Raw genomic sequence first — 18,408 nt, 5'->3', positions numbered from 1 at the left:
TGTCGTGGGCCCTTGGTTGGAATTTCCGGTCTATGGAATATCATATTATGGTATTCCAAACTTTGTGCAAGCACTTTGCCTTACCGGCTATCAGCCAAAAGCGGTTTTTTTGCCGTCAGGCCATCCAATCGTGGCCTGCGTGGGTAAAGGGGTCAGCCCCGGACTCATTCGGTGAAAGGGATGCTCTCGACCACTTCCAGATCATAACCGGTCAAGCCTGCGTATTTCAGTGGCGGGCCGAGATGACGCAACTTGCCCACGCCGAGATCCTGCAGAATCTGCGCGCCTGTCCCTACTTCAGAATAGATGCGCGATTGCGAGCGGCTGAACTGCCGTGGCGGCTGGGTGAGTTGTGGAACTCGTTCCAGCAGCGCTTGCGACGACTCATGATTGGCCAGCACGACCACCACGCCACGACCTTCTTCAGCCACCCGTTGCAGCGCGGCCCACAACGTCCAGTTGGACGGGCCGCTGTACTGCGCACCGACCAGATCGCGCAGCGGATCGATCACATGCACCCGCACCAGGGTGGGTTCTTCTCGACGAATGTCACCCATGACCATCGCCATGTGCACGCCACCTTCGATGCGGTCCTCGAAGGTGATCAGCCGGAAAGTCCCATGCACCGTCGGCAATTCGCGTTCGCCGATGCGCACCACGGTGTGTTCGGTGCTGAGGCGATAGTGAATAAGGTCGGCGATGGTGCCGATCTTGATCCCGTGTTTACGGGCGAACACTTCAAGATCTGGCCGGCGGGCCATGGTGCCGTCGTCGTTCATCACTTCTACGATTACCGAGGCGGGAGTGAAACCGGCCAGGCGAGCGAGGTCGCAACCGGCTTCGGTGTGACCAGCGCGGGTCAGCACGCCCCCTTCCTTGGCGCGTAGCGGGAAGATATGGCCGGGCTGCACAATGTCCGTGGGACCTGCATTGGCGGCTACGGCGGCGGCAACGGTACACGTCCGATCGGCGGCGGAAATACCGGTGGTCACGCCCACAGCGGCCTCGATGGATATCGTGAACGCGGTGCTGAACACGCTACCGTTGCTCGGCACCATCTGCTCCAGACCCAGGCGCTGGCAGTGCTCGTCGGTCAAGGTCAGGCAAATCAATCCGCGCGCTTCACGAGCCATGAAGCTGATGGCCTCGGCGGTGCAGCGGTCGGCGGCGATCAGCAGGTCACCTTCGTTTTCCCGGTCCTCGTCATCGACCAGCAGCACCATCTTGCCTTGCCGGTAATCTTCGATGATTTCTTCGATGCTGTTGAAGGCCATGCTGGAACTCTCAGTGTTTGGTGGGTATATTTATTGGTATACCATAATACAGAATTAACCAAGAGGTCACTATGAAGGCGTACTGGATTGCTCACGTGGATGTCACCGACCCCGATCAATACAGCCAATACACCCAGCGCGCCCCGGCGGCGTTCGCTTCATATGGCGGACGCATGCTGGCCCGGGGCGGGCGCAGCGAAGCGATGGAAGGTCGGCCGACACCGCAACGCAGCGTGGTCATCGAGTTCGATTCTTACGAGCAGGCGCTGGCCTGTTATCACAGCGAGCAATATCAGGAGGCGAAACGGCACCGCGAGGGCGTGGCCAAGGCCGAGGTGATCATTGTCGAGGGGGTGGCACCCTAGGAGATGTCAGCGGATGAAGTGGATCTTGCCGGTATCGTCGTTGCCGATGTAGATGCCGTAGACCCCGGCCTGGCGTTCCTCGATATAGCGTTCGAGGATCTGCCGGATTGCCGGGTAATAGATGCTGTCCCAGGGAATGTCCTCGGGCGCGAAGAATTTGTAGTCGAGGGTCTCCGGCCCATACTGGCCGGTGGTCTCCAGCGCGATGGCGCGGAAGATGATGTACACCTCGCTGATCTTCGGCACGCTGAAGATTGAGTAGGGCGAGAGAATTTCCGCGCGCACGCCGCTCTCTTCCCAGACTTCGCGCAGCGCCGCCTGCTCGGTGGTCTCGCCTCCTTCCATGAAGCCTGCCGGCAGCGTCCAGGTGCCCGGACGCGGCGGGATCGCGCGTTGGCACAACAGGTACTTGCCGTCCTGCTCGATGATGCAGCCGGCGATGATTTTCGGATTGATGTAATGGATGTAGCCGCAACCACGGCACATCAGACGCTCGTGCGTATCGCCCGGTGGCAGCTGGTGACCGAGGTCACCGCCGCCGCACTTTGGACAAAAGCTCGGGCTGAACATGGTTAGCGACCTATGCGAGGTTCTTTGAGCGCAATGGGCAGGGTGATCTCGGGGATTTTTCCGGTCTCTTCCTGTTTGCGCTTGAGGTAATCGAGTGCGACGGTTGCGGCGGCGCGCACGTGGTCGACACAAGCCTGGTGGGCGGCCAGCGGATCGCCGCTCTTGATCGCTTCGACCATGCGTTCCATTTCCTGATTGCTCACGCCACGGCGATTTTCCTGGGACACCGAAGTCGCCCGCAAGTAACTGATCCGTGCCTGCAACTGACGCAGTTGAGTGGCCGCGACATGGTTGCCGGAGCCTTCGAGCAGGACGTCGTAGAAACCTTGAACCGAATCGATCACCTGTTGCAGTTCACCTTCCTTGAGAGCCTTGCGGTTTTCTTCGAGGGCTTTTTCCAGGGCCTTGATGTCCTTGGCCTTGGCACGCAGGGTGAACAGCTGGACGATCAGGCCTTCAAGCACACAACGTAGCTCGTAGATATCCACGGCATCGGCCAGTGTAATAATGGCAACCCGTGGGCCCTTGGCGTCGGCGAATTCCACCAGACCTTCGGACTCCAGGTGACGCAAGGCTTCGCGTACGGATGTGCGGCTGACGCCCAGGCGATCGCACAGATCGCGTTCGACCAGACGATCTCCCGGCAAAAGCTGGAAGTTCATGATGGCGCTTCGCAGTTTATCCAGCACGATTTCGCGCAGGGTAACGGGGTTGCGATTGACCTTGAAGCTGTCGTCGAGTGGCAGGCGTTTCATGGGGTCCGCTCTGAGTGTGGCTGTCCATGCAAAAAAGAGCACTTCGATCCAGGATCATCGTGCTCAGGTCATCAAAACAGCCAAGGGTTAACTGGAGGCCTCGGCATCGGCTTCGGCGAAGGCTTCACGGGCGAGCCGGAAACTGTCTACGGCAGCGGGAACACCGCAATAAATACCGACCTGAAGCAGAATTTCGCGTATTTGTTCACGACTCAACCCGTTACGCAAGGCGCCGCGCACATGCAGCTTGAGTTCGTGAGGCCGATTGAGGGCCGAAATCATCGCCAAGTTTATCATGCTGCGCTCTTTAAGCGACAAACCCTCACGGCCCCAGACGTGGCCCCAGCAGTACTCGGTGACCATCTCTTGAAGAGGCCGGGTGAAGTCGTCGGCGTTCTCGATGGAGCGGTTCACATAGGCTTCGCCCAACACCTGGGTGCGAATTTTCAGGCCTTTTTCATATTTTTCATTGCTCATCGCTGTGCGCTCCCAAAATCGTCGAGCCCGCCCATCAAGGTGTATTTGAGCTCCAGATAATCTTCGATGCCGTACTTGGACCCTTCACGGCCCAGCCCCGAGGATTTGATCCCGCCAAAGGGGGCGACTTCGGTAGAGATCAGCCCTTCGTTGATCCCGACCATGCCGTATTCCAGTGCTTCGCTCATGCGCCAGGCGCGACCGAGATCGCGGGTGTAGCAATAGGCGGCCAGGCCAAATTCGGTGTTGTTGGCCATGTAGATCGCCTCGGCTTCAGTCTCGAAGCGGAAAACGGCTGCCAGCGGACCAAAGGTTTCGTCTTGGGCGACCTTCATCGAAGCGGTCACACCGGCCAGTACCGTCGGCTGGAAGAATCCGTGCCCGAGGGCATGACGCTCACCGCCGCAGAGTAGTTGGGCGCCCTGAGCGAGCGCGTCCTGAACATGGTCTTCGACTTTGGCCACGGCACGTTCGTTGATCAGCGGACCTTGATTCACGCCGGTTTCAAAACCGCTGCCGACGTGCAGTTGCTTGACCCGCTCAGCGAGGCGAGCGACGAACGCGTCGTGAATGCCGTCCTGCACCAGGAAGCGATTGACGCACACGCAGGTTTGCCCGGCGTTGCGGAATTTGGCGATCAGCGCACCCTCAACGGCACGCTCCAGGTTGGCGTCGTCGAACACGATAAAGGGTGCATTGCCCCCCAATTCCAGCGAGACTTTTTTCAGCGTTGGCGCGCACTGCGCCATGAGCAGTTTGCCGATGGCGGTGGAACCGGTGAACGACAGTTTGCGCACCAGCGGGCTGGCGGTCAGCTCACCGCCGATGGCCACGGCGTCACCGGTGATCACATTGAAAATGCCCGGTGGGATCCCGGCCTGTTCCGCTAACGCGGCCATGGCCAAGGCCGAGAACGGCGTTTCCGGTGCCGGTTTGACGATGCATGGGCAACCGGCCGCCAGCGCCGGACCAGCCTTGCGGGTGATCATCGCCGCAGGGAAATTCCACGGGGTAATGGCCGCGACGACACCGATCGGTTCCTTACTAACGACGATGCGCGCATCGCCTTTGTGGCTGGGAATGGTGTCGCCGTAGATGCGCTTGGCTTCTTCGGCGAACCACTCGATAAAGCTCGCGGCGTAGAGGATTTCGCCCTTGGCTTCGGCCAGGGGCTTGCCTTGTTCCAGAGTAAGGATTTCTGCCAGGGCATCGGCGTGTTCGAGCATCAGCGCGTGCCAGCGTTTGAGCGTCTGGCTGCGCTCTTTGGCGGTCAGTGCGCGCCAGGCCGGCCAGGCTTTGTTGGCGGCGGCGATGGCCTGACGAGCTTCTGCGGCGCCAAGGTTGGGCACCTGGCCGATCTTTTCGCCGGTGGCTGGGTTGAAAATGTCCTGACAGACGCCATCGGGCGCATCCAGCCATTGGCCGTCGATGTAGGCCTGCTGGCGGAACAGTTGCAAGGCTGCTGGGCTCATGCCGGCTCCCATAATAGAAGTAAAAAAGGGCCGCACCGGGGTGGGAGACGCAGCCCAAATGTAGACGTCAGGCCAGCGTGGGCAGCGGGCCCAGCTTGCCTTTGTGATAGATCATCGGCGTTACCGGTTGCTCGGGCAGAATCAGGTTCTTCACCGCGCCGACGATGATCGCGTGATCGCCGCCGTCGTATTCACGCCACAGTTCGCACTCGATGATCGCCGTGGCTTTGCGCAGCAGCGGGTTGCCCCGCTCACTGAGGTGCCAGTCGATGCCTTTGGCCTTGTCCTTGCCTTTACCCGCAAACGCATAGGCTTCGGCAGTCTGGTCGGCCGATAGCAGATGAATCGCGAACTGCTTGCTGTCACACAGAATCGGGTACGTGTCCGAGGCATAGTTGGGGCAGAACAGCACCAGTGCTGGATCAATCGACAGCGCACTGAAGGCACTGGCGGTGATGCCGACGATGCCCCCGTCCGGGTCCAGGGTGGTGACCACCGTGACCCCGGATGGGAACGAGCTCATGACGTCTTTGTAAATGCCGGGTTCGATCATGTCGGCGGTCTCCTAGCGCATCACGAAGGGATCAGGCATGGGGGCCTGAGAGAGGTTGATCCACACCGTTTTCAGTTCGGTGTAGGCCAGCACCGAATCGATGCCGCTCTCGCGTCCATAGCCGCTGTTCTTGAAACCGCCGATCGGCGCCATGGCCGAGACAGCACGGTAGGTGTTGACCCAGATAATCCCCGAGCGAACGTCCCGAGCCAGGCGATGGGCACGCCCTAGGTCGCGAGTCCAGATGCCGGCGGCGAGGCCGAACTGCGAGTCGTTGGCAATCGCCAGTGCTTCGGCTTCGTCTTTGAAACGAATCACCGAGGCCACCGGACCGAACACCTCTTCCTGCATGATCTTCATCGAGTTGCGGTCGCATTCGAACAGGGTTGGCTCATAGAACCAGCCATCCCCCAGATTCTCTGGACGTTTGCCGCCCAGACGCAGACGCGCACCCTCGGCCACGGCATCGGCTACCAAGCCTTCGACCACGGCCAGTTGTTGCGCAGTGGCCATCGGGCCCATTTCGCTACTGTCTTCCTGCGGGTTGCCGATGCGGATGCGCTTGGCGCGTTCGACCAGACGATCGACGAACTCATCGTAGATTTCGTCCTGCACCAACAACCGCGAGCCGGAAACGCAGCTCTGGCCTGATGCCGCATAGATCCCGGCAATCGCACCATTGATAGCGCTGTCGAGGTCAGCGTCGGCAAAGATAATGTTCGGTGATTTGCCGCCCAGTTCCAGCGACAGCTTGGCGAAGTTCTCGGCGCTGCTGCGCACCACATGCCGGGCCGTGGCAGCGCCGCCGGTGAAGGCGATCTTGCGCACCAGTGGATGGCGGGTGAGGGCGGCGCCGGTGCTTGGGCCGTATCCGGTGACCACGTTGACCACGCCTGGCGGGATGCCGGCTTCCAGCGCCAGACGGGCGAGCTCGAGAATGGTGGCGGAGGCGTGCTCCGACGGTTTGATCACGATGGTGTTGCCCGCCGCCAGGGCCGGGGCGAGTTTGATCGCCGTCAGGTACAGCGGGCTGTTCCAGGGAATGATCGCCGCGACCACGCCCATGGCTTCATGCACTGTGTAGGCAAACAGGTCCGGCTTGTCCAGCGGCAGGGTGCCGCCTTCGAGCTTGTCGGCCAGGCCTGCGGTGTAGTGGAAGAACTCCGGCAGGTAGCCGACCTGACCGCGGGTTTCGCGAATCAGCTTGCCGTTGTCGCGGCTTTCCAGCTGCGCCAGTTGTTCCTTGTTTTCAGCGATCAGGTCACCGAGGCGGCGCAGCAGTTTGCCCCGAGCGGTGGCGGTCAGTCCGCGCCAGGCCGGGCTGTCGAAAGCCGTCTGCGCAGCCTGCACGGCGCGCTCGACATCGGCTTCGTCGGCATCGGGCAATTCAGCCCAGGCTTGAGCCAGGGCCGGATTCAGGCTTTCAAAGGTCTTGCCAGAGAGGGCATCGACCCATTCACCACCGATGCACATCTGGAAGCGTGCGAGTGTCATGCAACGATCCCCTTTATTTGGTTTTGTCGGGCGTTTGCCGTGTCGAGAAATTCCAACAACAACTGATTGACCAGGCGCGGCGATTCTACGGGCATCATATGCCGCTGCTCGGCGAGCACGGCGACGGTCGCACCGGGAATTCGCTCGGCCAGTTGCTGGGCCATTTCCGGTGTCGAGCCTGGATCCAGTTCGCCGGTGGCGACCAGTGTCGCCACCTCAATACTTCCCAGATCTTCCGCGCGGTACATGTCCTGGGTCGCGAACAGCTCATAAGTGGTCAGGTAACCCTGCGGATCGTTACCTGCCAAGGTCTGGCGCAGCGCGGCGATCTGTGCCGGGTTGGCCGCCTGGTATTCGAGGCTGAACCAGCGCGACAGCGCCGCTTCGGCATTGGCGTCCGGGCCATGCTCGGCTGCCTGAGCGGTGCGGGCGATGACGCCGGCACGTTGCTCGGGGCTGCGGTTGAACACGCTGTTGAGCACCACCAGACCTTGCAAGCGTTGTGGGTAATGCAAGGCAAACGCGCGCGCCACCAGCCCTCCCATGGAAAAACCGATTACGGTTGCTTGAGGCAGTTGCAGGTGATCGAGTAGTTCCAGCAACTGGTCGGCATAGCCCAGTAGGGGCGTGCCGCTTTCCGGGCGCGGGCTGGCGCCATGGCCAAGCATGTCGTAGGCAATCACACGGTACTTCGTGGCCAGGCCAACGACCTGGCCGCCCCACATTTCTTTGTTCAGGCCCACGCCGTGGATCAAAACCACGGGCTGGCCTTGGCCGGTCGCCAGGTAACTGGTGCCAGCCGGGGTGCGTTCAGCGGTGAGCCGAATCATGGAGCGCTCCTGCATGCCTTTTTGTTGTTCTTACCGACCTTGATTATTGGGCATTTTCAGCGGCCAGTTCTTCGAGGTCGATGTAACGGTTGCCGATGCGTGGGTGCAGGCGGCCGCCATCGGCGCAACCCAGAACCACCACGATTTCGTCGGCACGCGGTGCATCTTCGATCTGCATTTCCAGGGTGATGTAGTGCGAACGCAGACCTTCGTCGTCCTTGTGCATCATCGGGATCTGGATCGAGGTGCCTGGGCCGCCGCGCTTGTTGGTGAAGCTGAGGTAACTCTTGGCTTTCACCGCTTCGCGGTAATGGTTGCCGAAGCGCAGGGTGTGGATGACGGCGGAAGCGTGTTCGATTTCACCGTCGGCGCCCACTACAGCGGCCTTGCCATAAGCCTCGATCTTCTCGGCGCCGCCGATGATGCCCACCAGACGCTCTACCATCAGCGCACCGAGGTCGGAGCAGTTGGCGCGAATTTCCGGCTTCAGGTCTTCGACAAAGCCGCGACCCAGCCAAGGGTTTTTCATCACGACGGCAAGCCCGACCATGGTCACGGGCTTGTCGGCAGCCTTGCCGCCTTCGATAAAGGTTTCTTCGACGTAGCTGACGATCTTGCGAATTTCGAAACTCATGAGCTGCTCCGTGTAGGGTAAGAGTGTCTGCGCGTCTGATGGTATACCATAATACCGGAAGCACAAGCCCCTGAAACGGGTTTCTGGTCGGAAGGCGATAAAGGGGGGGTTGGCTACTGCAATGGTTGCTCTGAGTTCATCGCTTGCAGCAGGATTGGTTCTATTCGTGGCAAGGTAGGCGTTGATCACGCTGGACCAATACTCTGACGTTCGTATGGGGTTGGTTGTCGGGCGCAACTGGAGGAGGGGAATCTAGCTACTGGTTTTCGCGCTCAATAGTCGATTCTGAACCGAGCGTAGAGCGTTGCACCGGTATGCATTGGTGTCATCCGCTGCCATTTTTCAAGACTATAGCCATATCGAAGCAAGTGGGCGCCGCACTAGTGCTATTGAGAGAGATGCTTTTTCCTTTTTCCTTTTTCCTTCTTTCTGATTTTTGTGGTAAACACTCTCGCCTCACGAAGCGCATCCCCCTGAGGTGTCACTTCGCGAACCCTCTAGCCAGACGGCTGGATCAATGGAGAAAGAGGTCCGGCATGGAGCCACAGTCGCCACATACGCTCATCGCCATGAAAGATGTGTGCCAGTCTTATCCTATGGCAGGGCACAACCTGCCCGTTCTACACGATGTGACACTCAATATTCGACGTGGGCAAACGTGCGCGATTCTCGGTACATCCGGTTCCGGCAAAAGCACACTGCTGAACATCCTAGGACTCCTTGATCGTCCGGCATCTGGCCAGTTCTGGTTCGCTGGCCGCAACATGGTCGAGGCGACGGCTGACGAACGTGCTCATCTGCGCAACCGTGAGATCGGTTTCGTGTTCCAGAGTTTCAATCTGCTTCCTCGCCTGACTGCGCTCGATAACGTTGCCCTGCCTCTTTTCTATCGGGGCTTTACGCGCAGCGAAGCGCGTGAATGTGCGCGGGTCCAGATAGCGCGTGTGGGGTTGGGCGATCGAGCTCATCATCGACCCGCCGACCTATCCGGTGGGCAACGTCAGCGTGTGGCGATTGCGCGAGCCCTGGTGGGCAGTCCTTCATTGATTCTTGCCGACGAGCCGACGGGTAACTTGGACCGTTCAACGGCCCATGACGTGATAAATCTGCTGCTCGGCCTCAACGATGAGAAAGCGGTGACATTAGTAATGGTGACTCACGATGCGCAGTTGGCCAAACGCCTTGAGCGCTGTTTTCAGGTGCAGGACGGGATTCTGAAAGAAACTGCGAACAGGCGAGCGATGACGGATGCTTGAAGGTTCGCTTCATCGTCAAGGTCCGGGCCTTCTGCAAACATTGGTTGAGTCCCTGGACAGCCTGCGCCTCTTGGGGCGGCGTTCGTGGTTGGCGATGCTGGGTATTGCAGTTGGCTGCGCGGCGATTGTTGCGCTGCTGAACATCGGTCAGAACGCCGCGAATGAAGCGATGACGGCTTTCAAGGGGATGGGGGCTGAAAGCATTGTGGCGTCGTTTCCATTCTCGCCGCTCAACAGTCGAACTCTGCCGCCCACGCTCGACACTCGCTCGCTCCTGAAAAGACTCCCTGCCATCGCCCAAGTGGCCCCAACGACATTTCATTCTGGTCAAGTTGGTTACGCAGGGCGAACAGTTGATGCGGTGGTTTTGGGAACGACCGGAGGATTAGCCGAAACCCTGGATCTCAAACTCGCTCAAGGACGCTTTATTTCCGATTTCGATCAACAGGCCACCTACATCGTCGCAGGGGCCAAGGTTGCTCATGAGTTGGGAATCGGTGGGCCGGGCAGGTCGCTGATCGCGGGCATGCAGCTTCAGATCGAAGGGTATCTGTTTGAAGTGATCGGTATTGCTCGACCTCAGGCTCCGAACCCCTTGATCCCGATTCAGGTAGATGAGGCACTGTTTATACCGATAGAGAGCATGAGACGACTTCAGCCTTCTCCACAAATCAGTAGTGTGATTGCCAAGGTGCACGATCGTGGAGTGATCACGGAAAGTGCACAGGACTTACGTGCTTATTTGGAAGGGGTGCTCAAGGGGCATGACGTTGAGGTTCTTGTGCCGCAACAGCTGATCGACAGCCTTACCCATCAATCCAACACATTCTCCTATCTGTTGGCCGGTCTTGGGGGGATTTCCCTCTTGGTCGGAGGGGCCGGCGTGATGAATGTGATGCTCATGAATGTCTCTGAGCGTCGTCGCGAGATTGGCGTGCGAATGGCCCTCGGTGCCCGGGCACGCGACATTCGGATGTTGTTTCTTCTGGAGGCGGCTTGTTTGTCAGTGATGGGCTCACTGGTCGGGGCGGCCGTCGGACTGCTTTCAGCTTTTTTGTTCGTATGGTTTTCAGGGTGGCGATTTACCTTGGCCATTGAATCTCTGCCACTGGGGGTGGGAAGCTCCTTGTTGATCGGCTTGTTCTTCGGCCTCTATCCCGCCGTGACTGCGTCTCGCATGCAACCGGTTCAGGCCTTGCGAGATGATTGAGCACAAGCAATTTTCGATCTTGCTGGGGCTGCTGTGGACGTTATCTACATCGACGGTGTTCGCAGCGCTCACGCCGTCTCAGGCATCTATGCCAGGTGTCGCCGTGTCGTTGCGGGCTGAAACGATCAATCTGACGTTGGCCGATGCTGTCTATCTGGGGTTGCGAAGCAACCGCTCCATCCGTAGTGCCTACCTTGAGCGTGTTGCGCAGAAGTTCGATTTGCGCGTCGCTGAGGACTTGTTCACACCCAAGTTGGTATTGAGGGGTGACTATCGGGGTGAGCGCAGTGAAAGCGATGGTTCACGCTATCGGCAGTTGTCGCCAACAACCACTCTGTTGGGGGAGTTCGGTACACGGCTAAGCCTCTCTTGGGCCAATCAGTTGACCGATAGCAATAATGAAGGGCGTACCCGCAGCGATGGTGCGACGTTTACGCTCATACAGCCCTTGCTTCGGGGGGCAGGAGTGGAGGTCACGACAGCGCCGATGCGTTCAGCAAGGCTTTCCGAGTTGACGAACCGACTTGCCTTGAAAGCGACGGTGGCTCAAACCGTCACGCAAATCATCACGTCTTACCGTGATGTACTTCGCGCTCAAGAGCAGTTGCGTATCGCGACAGAGGCATTGAGCCGTTCGCAGCAGTTACTGGACGTCAACAGAGCCATGATTACTGCCGGCCGTATGGCTGCATTTGAGATTGTACAAACCGAGGCCGATTACGCCACTCAGGAGCTGGGTGTACAAGAGGCCCAAAATCAATTGGATGCCTATCGCCTGGAGCTGCTTCAGCTTTTGGCATTAGATCTGGAGTCGCGTATTAAGGCGGTAGAAGCACTGGATGCAACGCCTGTTCAGCTCAGTCGAGTGCAGGCACTTGATACAGCATTGGAGCAGCAGCCTGCTTACCTTGGGCAGTTAATCGCGCATGAACAGGCCGGCATCAACCTGGCGGTTGCCCGCAATAACCAGTTGTGGGATGTCTCATTGGTCGGCGGAGCAAGCCAGGTCAGTGATCGTTACCCTGATAGAGAGGGGCAGCGTTCAGATCGTCGCTGGGAGGGGTATGCGGGGATTCAGGTCGAAATTCCGATTGGCGATCTCAATCGTCGACAGGAGGTGGTCCGTGCTCAGGTGAATCTGGAGAACCAAGGGATTGATGCAGTCGAGGCTCGACAGACCCTGGAGCGAGATGTCACGAACGCGGTTCGCACGGTCGACACGCGCTGGCGCCAGTATGAAATTTCATTGCGTGCGCGGGATCTATCGCGCCGAAAACTTGATATTGAACGACAGAAATTACAGGTCGGTCGCTCCAGCAATTTTCAAGTCATCAGTTATGAGACTGATTTTCGTAACGCACAAAATACGAGCCTTGATGCACTCATCGCCTACTTGAATGCGAGAACCTTGCTGGATCAGGCATTGGGCACCACATTGTCGAGCTGGGATATTGCCCTTAATGATTAAAGAAGTCGGATTGGCTTGTCGGCACAATATGCGATTGCTCCTGGTGGCGACTTGTATGGCGGTTGTGGTCGTTGCGGTGTTGGTTGCAATGCCTCTACTTCCTCGGGAGCAGGTCGCGGCGGCCAGTTGGTTCAAGGTGGACTATCAGCCTTTGGAAAATCGACTGGGGCTTGTCGGACGTATCGAGGCTGCGATGCAACAAACCATGTCGTCGCCTTTCGAGGGGATTGTCGCAGACGTTGCGGTAAAGGAAGGTCAGCGTGTTGAGCGTGGGCAGCGCTTGCTGAGCCTGGACACGACGCAACTGGATATCCAGTTGCGTTCCGCCTTGACCGAGCAGTTGATCGCCAGGCGCAATGTGTTGGAAGTCGAGAGCTGGTCTCAGGGGCAGGATGTCGCTCGCGCAAAACGGACGCTTTCCAGCGTCCAGTCAACCTTGGCGGATAACGAACGCCGATTGGCAGAAACCAAAGTTCTTCTCGACCAGGGGATTGTGCCGCGGATGGAGTTGGAGGCAGTTGAGCAGCAGGTCAGGTCGCAACGACTAGATCTGTCGGCTGCCCAGTCGGAACTCGGCGAAGTCTTGAAAAAAGGTGGCGAAGAACACCTTCAGATAGTCCGGATGCAATGGGCCAACGCCCAGTCACGTTATCAATCACTGCTTGAGCAGCAGGCACAGCGAGACGTGCTCGCACCATTCGCCGGCGTGGTGATTCGTTCTCGTACGCCTCAGGGAAGTGGCGCTAATCTTCCATTTGTACAAAAAGGCCAGCGTGTCGGACAAGGCGTTCCCTTGCTCGAGTTGATCAACATCGAGCAGGTGCAGGTTGTTGCACGGGTCGAGGAAAGCGATGTTCACCAACTCCATGCGGGGCAGCCTGTGGAAGTTACCGGTGATGGTTTCGGTGGCATGGTGCTGCATGGTCAGATTGAGAGCGTCGGTGTACAGGGTGTCGATGCGCAGGCCACGTCCGGTGGCGCATTTTATGAGGTGATTGCGTCTATCCTAGGTATCGAGAGCGAGCAACTGCAGCGATTGCGACTTGGTATGAGTGCGAGGCTGCAAATTGTCACCTATCACCGTGATCGCGGTCTGGTGGTGCCGCTTGAGGCGCTGTCTAGCGACAGCCATGGGCAGTCGGTTGTGACCTATCGCCCTACCTTGTCTGAGAGAGCAAGTCAGGTGATCGTAACGACAGGGCGGGCCATGCCTGGTGGTATTGAGGTAGAGAATCTGGCGCCGGGATATGTTGAATTGAGACCCGCAGTGTTCTAAAAAAATGCTGGGGTTAGTTTTTCAAGTCTAAAGTTTATGATACAGTCCTGCTGTTGATAGGGATATCTTAGTGGGTCACTAGGATATGTCGTGTTTGCGGGATGCAAAGAGCACGTCATACGCCTTACGAATTATTTCTCTCATCATCTAGATGGCAGGGCTGATCTTCTTCGGTGGGAAGGGCGCGTCTGGACTTTCATGTTTCTATAATGTGCGAGTTTTTGCTTTTCATCGAGTTGTTGTGGTGTGGAGAGGTTTTGCTGCGCCATGAAAGTGCATGTATGGAATTTAAATCAAAAGGAATAAGTGCATGAAAATGTCGAAATCTGTTTTGTCGGTACTGACTGTTGGGATGTTGGCGGCAGGTTCAGCGCTGGCAGGTCCTCCAGTAGCTGTTACTTTCAAGAATCTTGGAACAGCCGATGCTACGTATACGATTATTACAAATAATGAAGCCACGACTAATGTAAATTCGATCCCGAAGCCAGTGACTACTGTCAAGGCGGGTGGTGCTGATACCTATACCGTTCAGAGCAATCTTTCGCCTATTGCCAACTATGCGAATCTGCGCTACACCATTGGCGGGAAGACTTGCACGTTCTTGGCAACCTACGTTGGGACAGTCGGCCCAGGAGGTTCTACTATTCCAAAATGGAATAATACGGCAACACCTAGCGGTGGTGCAGTGTGTACGGCGAAAGTAACATCGACCAATATCTCCACATACGCCTGGTCTGTTGAATTTACCATGAAATAAGGCCTAAGCCGGGCCTAGCGGTGTGGCTGCTTGCGCAAAGTCTGCCCGTGCCGCTGGGCCTGCGCCGGTTTTGTTCGTCCATTCATCGTGAATCATTACAGTTTTTTTGAGTGCTGCCGATAATAAATTTACTAGCCACGTTTTCAGGAATGGCTGATAACAGGGAGGACATTATCTTGGTCGGTTCAATTAATTCAAATGCGTTTTCTGGTTCGCAGGTTTCCAATGTGACGGCGAGCCAAAATGAATCGCTAACGAAAACTCAGGTGGCAACTGACAGCGCTGATGTCGGTAGTCATAAAGATACCAGTCGCCTTTCTTCACTCTCTCTGCAGTTGAGTGAGAGTGCCGCGCGTTCGGCGGCAAGGGATTCGAGTTTGAGCAGGAAAGAGCTTGGTGCTAAAGCGAATGAGCTTTTGAGCCAGATTTCCGGTGACGGTTATTTTGCCAACAAAAAAGCCAATGATGCTGAAGTGCCTGACACTCAGGACCCTGTGTTATTGGCTCGTGCGCATAATGCAACGCAGTTTGTCAATGGCAGTGGTAAAAATCCATTTGCGGGTATGTCGAGCGATCAGCTCTCATTGATTATTTATGACGATAGTGGAAGTTTTACGACTAACGAGCGTCGCGCTGCGTGGAGTGAATCGTTCGATCAGGAATATGCTTGGCGGCAGAAGGTTGTTGCCAGTGCGATGGCGGAATATAACGGAACCGGGAAACTGACGAAATTCTTTACTGCAGCACTTGAACACTATAAAGATTTGCCCGCTATTGAGCAGGCACAGTACCCTAATAGTTATGAGGCGAAGTTGCAGGGTTGGATAGCACTCGATTTCAACTACAAGACCCATACCGTTGAGGGTAAGGGCAGTCCTCAGGACGTAATGGACAAGGTCTTGAATCTCGACAAGCAACTGTTTGATGACGCTGGGGCAGATACGGCTTGAGTGCGGCACTCACCCAAGATTGAGCCTGTCTAAACAAAAAGCCCCGCATCGGCGTAATGCTGGTCACTTAAGAGGAGCAGCCTTATGATCCGCCGGAAACCGGGTCTTTGAAATCTTCACCGTCCTTGGCCCCTAAGGCCTTGGACGGTGATCCAGAAATATCCCTCCAATCCCCGCTCTTAACTCCGCCTAGCGTCTGCCCGTTGCTGATGTCGGGTTCGCCGCTGCCGTGACGATTCACTGACGGCGATGTATCTTGATACCCTCAGAAAACAAGTCCAGAATTAAGTCTTTTCCTGCGCGGGCAAGAAAAGAAACCCCTTAGATTTCAATGGGTCGGACGCCAGATGCGAGTCTCGTTTCCCGCTCCAAATATTGCGCTACAGAGTTCCATTGAATTCTGTAGTGATTGAAATAAGGTTCTTTAGGCCCTTTTTTTGTTCCAGCGGGAACTACTGAAATCCAGCACTATCCGGTGCGTTTAAGTCCAGGATTGAGTCCAGAATCCTGACGCGTGCCGAATCGGTTTGATGCTGGAGCAGTTTGCGCAACGAGACGAGCATCTGGCCCTGACTCTGTTCAGGAGCTCGCGATGGCACTCTCAGAAATGACAGTTCGGCATGCCCGAATCACTGGTAACGACTACACCCTCGGTGACAGTGATGGTCTCACACTCAATGTGACGGCCAGAGGTGGAAAAGTCTGGCTCTTCCGTTACTACTGGGCAGGCAAGCAGAAGCGCATGTCCCTCGGTAGTAATCCCCAAATTGGGCTTGTTCGGAGCGGATGTTAAATTTCGGAAAACTAGGGGATAAGCGTTTGGGTCAGATCGGTGATCAATCATTGAGCAAGTGCAGCTGCACTTCCATGGTGTCATGAAGGAGTCGGACGACCTCGATCACGTTGTCGTTTGCCACGCGATAGAACACGACATGGCGCGGGCTTTTGACCGTTCCATGGGGGTGTTTAGCCTGCTAGCGTGAGTGGATGAGGTGATAGCTGCAAAGGCCCGGTGCAAGCTCATCGCGGTCGTGGCTGCCAATGCGATAGGGCGTGTCGGCGATAGCTTGTAATGCAGAGATGATCAGCGCCTGGTAGCGCTGGCGTGCTTGATCGCCGAACTGCGTCTGGGAGAGTGTGAGAATGTCGACAATGTCGGCGCGCGCCGCGTTGGGAATCCGATATTGCGGCATGCCTAGTGTTTCTCGCGCGGGGAGGGTGGCCTCCAGGCTCAAGCCCTCGAAGTAGTGCTCCAGATCCCCTTCGTTCAACTGAGTAAAGCGCCCGTGCTCAAGGTCCATGATGCCGATCGAGGTCGCCTGACGCAGGGCCTCAATTTTGGCAGTGGGGCGGCGCGCTGTTCCAATAGGCGCAAACCTTCTCGCATCACTTCACGTTCCAGTCCTGAATTGCGGCGCGGACTCTGGAACGCGGAAAAGCTTGTGGATTTGATAGCCATAATCGAAACGACGAGAAGCTTGGTCGCGGAGTGATGCCACGATGAATTGTGGAAAAATTTGGGCGTCACAAATCAGATTGATGCTGTCCATCGTGTAGAAAAACGGTTTGTAGATATTCAGTTCCCTGACCATCGCCATGAAGTGATCCCAGTTAATACCCGCCTCCTTGGCCAATTTTGCGATATCAAACAGGTCTACGAAACTAGGGGCGATTATACTAAGTTTTTTAATGGAGTAGTATCGCCAATCTCGAAAGCGCTGATAGACCGTCGACCAGGGCCCGACTCGATCTGGTATGTACCGCCAGGGTCTCCCGAAAAAAGCACCCACCAAGACACTTTGGCGCGATATCACGCTTGCTGCGCAGGCGTGATATCGCGCCACACCAACCGCTGGCTCATCGCTTTGATGCGATCACGCATCCCATAACGAGCTTGCAAGGTGCATTCTTGGTTATGTAGAGCGAACTCGTCATGAAGTACCTGAGAGCATCAAATATATTTCGTAACGGCGGCGGGTGCCTCGACACGGGATCAACACAATCAGTGTAGAGAGATTGGCGTGCCCTACTTGCTGGAAGTAGATTCGATCAGGTCAGCAATCAGCTCTGCGACCTGGTCGTTCGCTTCGATTTGCGGCAAATGGCCCACATTGTCCAGAGTTCGGCTGGTTGCGTGCGGCACAGCCCGCAATACATGTTCCACAAGTGCTTGCGTGACAACGTTCTCGTGGGTTCCACAGACAAAAATCACCGGCATGTCAAGCTTCGTGAAAATATCCACGTTGCTGACAGGCCGGCGGGACAACGCACCGACCAGCATGGACGGAGTGGAGATGGCTCCCTGTGCAATCAGCGCGTCGTGAAGGTCTCTTGGAAGCGGACCTCGCGAGATCGCCTGAACGAAACCGCGAATCCCGTCCACCCGCTCCGAAAAGTCCTGGCTGAGGGATGCTTGCAGTGCGGGTAGAGTGTCCGGCCGGACGTAGTCCTGGGAAACCCCAGGTGGTTCCGCCGCCGCTGCAAGGAGGATCAGACCTTTCACTGCCGAGCTTCCCTTGTGGCGCAGGTAGTCAAACGCTACAACGCCACCGTAGGAATGTGCGACAAGGATGAATTGTTTGAGACCCAGGGCCGACGCGACCGCTGCGATATCCTCCGCCCACACCTCGCTGTCGGCGTAGGCTGATGGTTCCTCTGGCTTGTCGGAGGCTCCATGCCCTCGCAGTTCCACGGTAACAAGGTTTGCCTTGGTGGCCAGAGGACCGCAAATCAGAGGTGCCCACGAAAATCTACCGCCTAAAAAGCCGTGGATCAGCAGCACCGCTGGGGCATCAGCGGGGCCCCAGGCTTGTGCGGCGATGGAGACGCCATTGAAGCCAGCGACGCGAACGCTCTGCCGCGGAAATGGCATTAGAGGTTCGATAGAAGCTTGTGAGGTCATAACGAGTCCTTAAGGTAAAGCTTCATGAATGATCCTTTGTTGATGTCCAAACAGATGATTCCGTGTCTGTTAGGCGAATGATCTTTTGTCGCCGCCAACTTTAGAATCGCTTCGGACTGCAATTCACTTTTCTCGAAATTTCAATAAACACATTCGAGGTCTGGC

General features: G+C 56.9%; 18 protein-coding genes and 4 pseudogenes. 8 read left to right on the top strand and 14 right to left on the bottom strand.

Features of this window, described 5'->3' with window-relative positions; translation table 11 throughout:
* Window positions 1-164: 164 nt before the first annotated feature.
* A complete protein-coding gene (ribBA, locus tag LOY70_RS18890; RefSeq protein WP_265028872.1) occupies window positions 165-1,274 on the bottom strand; it encodes a bifunctional 3,4-dihydroxy-2-butanone-4-phosphate synthase/GTP cyclohydrolase II in 1,110 nt (369 codons plus the stop codon).
* Window positions 1,275-1,345: 71 nt separating this feature from the next.
* On the opposite strand from ribBA, the gene LOY70_RS18885 reads away from it, so the two are divergent.
* Entirely contained in the window at window positions 1,346-1,639 is a 294-nt protein-coding gene (locus LOY70_RS18885) for a DUF1330 domain-containing protein (RefSeq protein ID WP_265028871.1), read from the top strand.
* A 6-nt stretch (window positions 1,640-1,645) separates the two neighbouring features.
* Here LOY70_RS18885 and LOY70_RS18880 read toward each other — a convergent pair whose 3' ends face one another.
* From LOY70_RS18880 to LOY70_RS18845, 8 genes are all read right to left on the bottom strand, one after another.
* A complete protein-coding gene (locus tag LOY70_RS18880) occupies window positions 1,646-2,209 on the bottom strand; it encodes an NUDIX hydrolase (protein ID WP_265028870.1) in 564 nt (187 codons plus the stop codon).
* Between the two features lie 2 nt (window positions 2,210-2,211).
* Window positions 2,212-2,964, bottom strand: coding sequence for a GntR family transcriptional regulator (locus LOY70_RS18875; protein ID WP_095129270.1), 753 nt, complete (start codon window positions 2,962-2,964; stop codon window positions 2,212-2,214).
* A gap of 87 nt (window positions 2,965-3,051) precedes the next feature.
* Entirely contained in the window at window positions 3,052-3,441 is a 390-nt protein-coding gene (locus LOY70_RS18870) for a carboxymuconolactone decarboxylase family protein (RefSeq protein ID WP_008059553.1), read from the bottom strand.
* The gene (locus LOY70_RS18865; RefSeq protein ID WP_265028869.1) at window positions 3,438-4,913 is read right to left on the bottom strand and encodes an NAD-dependent succinate-semialdehyde dehydrogenase; all 1,476 of its coding nucleotides are present in this window, start codon (window positions 4,911-4,913) and stop codon (window positions 3,438-3,440) included. Before LOY70_RS18865 ends, LOY70_RS18870 begins: the two co-directional genes overlap by 4 nt.
* 67 nt (window positions 4,914-4,980) lie before the next feature.
* Window positions 4,981-5,466 carry a flavin reductase family protein gene (locus LOY70_RS18860; protein ID WP_265028868.1) on the bottom strand — a complete coding sequence of 162 codons (486 nt, stop codon included), beginning with the start codon at window positions 5,464-5,466 and terminating at the stop codon, window positions 4,981-4,983.
* A gap of 12 nt (window positions 5,467-5,478) precedes the next feature.
* The gene (locus LOY70_RS18855; RefSeq protein ID WP_095129274.1) at window positions 5,479-6,960 is read right to left on the bottom strand and encodes an aldehyde dehydrogenase; all 1,482 of its coding nucleotides are present in this window, start codon (window positions 6,958-6,960) and stop codon (window positions 5,479-5,481) included.
* Complete coding sequence (locus LOY70_RS18850) at window positions 6,957-7,790, bottom strand: alpha/beta fold hydrolase (protein ID WP_265028867.1); 834 nt, start codon at window positions 7,788-7,790, stop codon at window positions 6,957-6,959. The genes LOY70_RS18855 and LOY70_RS18850 overlap by 4 nt, the downstream gene beginning before the upstream one ends.
* Before the next feature lie 43 nt (window positions 7,791-7,833).
* Window positions 7,834-8,424: an amino acid synthesis family protein gene (locus tag LOY70_RS18845; protein ID WP_018927718.1), complete on the bottom strand. Its 591-nt coding sequence runs from the start codon at window positions 8,422-8,424 to the stop codon at window positions 7,834-7,836.
* Between the two features lie 536 nt (window positions 8,425-8,960).
* Between LOY70_RS18845 and LOY70_RS18840 the strand changes: the two genes are divergently transcribed.
* From LOY70_RS18840 to LOY70_RS18815, 6 genes are all read left to right on the top strand, one after another.
* Entirely contained in the window at window positions 8,961-9,680 is a 720-nt protein-coding gene (locus LOY70_RS18840; protein WP_265028866.1) for an ABC transporter ATP-binding protein, read from the top strand.
* Window positions 9,673-10,890, top strand: a complete 1,218-nt coding sequence (locus LOY70_RS18835) for an ABC transporter permease (RefSeq protein ID WP_265028865.1) — start codon at window positions 9,673-9,675, stop codon at window positions 10,888-10,890. Before LOY70_RS18840 ends, LOY70_RS18835 begins: the two co-directional genes overlap by 8 nt.
* Window positions 10,883-12,358 (top strand): TolC family protein, encoded by a 1,476-nt coding sequence (locus LOY70_RS18830; RefSeq protein ID WP_265028864.1) that lies wholly within the window; start codon window positions 10,883-10,885, stop codon window positions 12,356-12,358. Before LOY70_RS18835 ends, LOY70_RS18830 begins: the two co-directional genes overlap by 8 nt.
* Complete coding sequence (locus LOY70_RS18825) at window positions 12,351-13,634, top strand: efflux RND transporter periplasmic adaptor subunit (protein WP_265028863.1); 1,284 nt, start codon at window positions 12,351-12,353, stop codon at window positions 13,632-13,634. Before LOY70_RS18830 ends, LOY70_RS18825 begins: the two co-directional genes overlap by 8 nt.
* Window positions 13,635-13,944: 310 nt before the next feature.
* On the top strand, window positions 13,945-14,391 hold the full coding sequence (locus tag LOY70_RS18820; RefSeq protein WP_215004908.1) for a hypothetical protein: 447 nt from the start codon (window positions 13,945-13,947) through the stop codon (window positions 14,389-14,391).
* A gap of 149 nt (window positions 14,392-14,540) precedes the next feature.
* A complete protein-coding gene (locus tag LOY70_RS18815; protein WP_265028862.1) occupies window positions 14,541-15,341 on the top strand; it encodes a hypothetical protein in 801 nt (266 codons plus the stop codon).
* A gap of 63 nt (window positions 15,342-15,404) precedes the next feature.
* On the opposite strand, the pseudogene LOY70_RS18810 reads toward LOY70_RS18815, so the two are convergent.
* A pseudogene (locus LOY70_RS18810) lies at window positions 15,405-15,578 on the bottom strand (IS4 family transposase); the annotation flags it as partial.
* A 355-nt stretch (window positions 15,579-15,933) separates the two neighbouring features.
* Here LOY70_RS18810 and LOY70_RS30010 point away from each other — a divergent pair.
* Window positions 15,934-16,116: pseudogene (locus tag LOY70_RS30010) on the top strand (Arm DNA-binding domain-containing protein); the annotation flags it as partial.
* Between the two features lie 61 nt (window positions 16,117-16,177).
* Here LOY70_RS30010 and LOY70_RS18805 read toward each other — a convergent pair.
* From LOY70_RS18805 to LOY70_RS18790, 4 genes and pseudogenes are all read right to left on the bottom strand, one after another.
* A pseudogene (locus tag LOY70_RS18805) lies at window positions 16,178-16,534 on the bottom strand (type II toxin-antitoxin system RelE/ParE family toxin).
* 9 nt (window positions 16,535-16,543) lie between these two features.
* A pseudogene (locus LOY70_RS18800) lies at window positions 16,544-16,734 on the bottom strand (type II toxin-antitoxin system ParD family antitoxin); the annotation flags it as partial.
* Window positions 16,733-16,939, bottom strand: a complete 207-nt coding sequence (locus tag LOY70_RS18795; RefSeq protein ID WP_265038257.1) for a hypothetical protein — start codon at window positions 16,937-16,939, stop codon at window positions 16,733-16,735. The pseudogene LOY70_RS18800 and the gene LOY70_RS18795, both read right to left, overlap by 2 nt.
* A 428-nt stretch (window positions 16,940-17,367) precedes the next feature.
* Entirely contained in the window at window positions 17,368-18,243 is an 876-nt protein-coding gene (locus LOY70_RS18790; protein WP_230164590.1) for an alpha/beta fold hydrolase, read from the bottom strand.
* Window positions 18,244-18,408 lie beyond the last annotated feature (165 nt).

This window comes from Pseudomonas sp. B21-054, from assembly GCF_026016345.1.
In the GTDB taxonomy this organism is placed as follows: domain Bacteria; phylum Pseudomonadota; class Gammaproteobacteria; order Pseudomonadales; family Pseudomonadaceae; genus Aquipseudomonas.
Note: the sequence above shows the minus strand (reverse complement) of the source record. Positions and strands in the feature narration are given on the sequence as shown.

Bases quoted from the DNA above. Each gene is read 5' to 3' on its own strand.
- LOY70_RS18815 (WP_265028862.1), top strand. From the start codon at position 14,541: ATGGCTGATAACAGGGAGGACATTATCTTGGTCGGTTCAATTAATTCA.
- LOY70_RS18875 (WP_095129270.1), bottom strand. From the start codon at position 2,964: ATGAAACGCCTGCCACTCGACGACAGCTTCAAGGTCAATCGCAACCCC.
- LOY70_RS18850 (WP_265028867.1), bottom strand. From the start codon at position 7,790: ATGATTCGGCTCACCGCTGAACGCACCCCGGCTGGCACCAGTTACCTG.
- LOY70_RS18820 (WP_215004908.1), top strand. From the start codon at position 13,945: ATGAAAATGTCGAAATCTGTTTTGTCGGTACTGACTGTTGGGATGTTG.
- LOY70_RS18845 (WP_018927718.1), bottom strand. From the start codon at position 8,424: ATGAGTTTCGAAATTCGCAAGATCGTCAGCTACGTCGAAGAAACCTTT.
- LOY70_RS18870 (WP_008059553.1), bottom strand. From the start codon at position 3,441: ATGAGCAATGAAAAATATGAAAAAGGCCTGAAAATTCGCACCCAGGTG.
- LOY70_RS18865 (WP_265028869.1), bottom strand. From the start codon at position 4,913: ATGAGCCCAGCAGCCTTGCAACTGTTCCGCCAGCAGGCCTACATCGAC.
- LOY70_RS18860 (WP_265028868.1), bottom strand. From the start codon at position 5,466: ATGATCGAACCCGGCATTTACAAAGACGTCATGAGCTCGTTCCCATCC.
- LOY70_RS18830 (WP_265028864.1), top strand. From the start codon at position 10,883: ATGATTGAGCACAAGCAATTTTCGATCTTGCTGGGGCTGCTGTGGACG.
- LOY70_RS18840 (WP_265028866.1), top strand. From the start codon at position 8,961: ATGGAGCCACAGTCGCCACATACGCTCATCGCCATGAAAGATGTGTGC.
- LOY70_RS18835 (WP_265028865.1), top strand. From the start codon at position 9,673: ATGCTTGAAGGTTCGCTTCATCGTCAAGGTCCGGGCCTTCTGCAAACA.
- LOY70_RS18885 (WP_265028871.1), top strand. From the start codon at position 1,346: ATGAAGGCGTACTGGATTGCTCACGTGGATGTCACCGACCCCGATCAA.
- LOY70_RS18795 (WP_265038257.1), bottom strand. From the start codon at position 16,939: ATGGCGATGGTCAGGGAACTGAATATCTACAAACCGTTTTTCTACACG.
- LOY70_RS18790 (WP_230164590.1), bottom strand. From the start codon at position 18,243: ATGACCTCACAAGCTTCTATCGAACCTCTAATGCCATTTCCGCGGCAG.
- ribBA (WP_265028872.1), bottom strand. From the start codon at position 1,274: ATGGCCTTCAACAGCATCGAAGAAATCATCGAAGATTACCGGCAAGGC.
- LOY70_RS18855 (WP_095129274.1), bottom strand. From the start codon at position 6,960: ATGACACTCGCACGCTTCCAGATGTGCATCGGTGGTGAATGGGTCGAT.
- LOY70_RS18825 (WP_265028863.1), top strand. From the start codon at position 12,351: ATGATTAAAGAAGTCGGATTGGCTTGTCGGCACAATATGCGATTGCTC.
- LOY70_RS18880 (WP_265028870.1), bottom strand. From the start codon at position 2,209: ATGTTCAGCCCGAGCTTTTGTCCAAAGTGCGGCGGCGGTGACCTCGGT.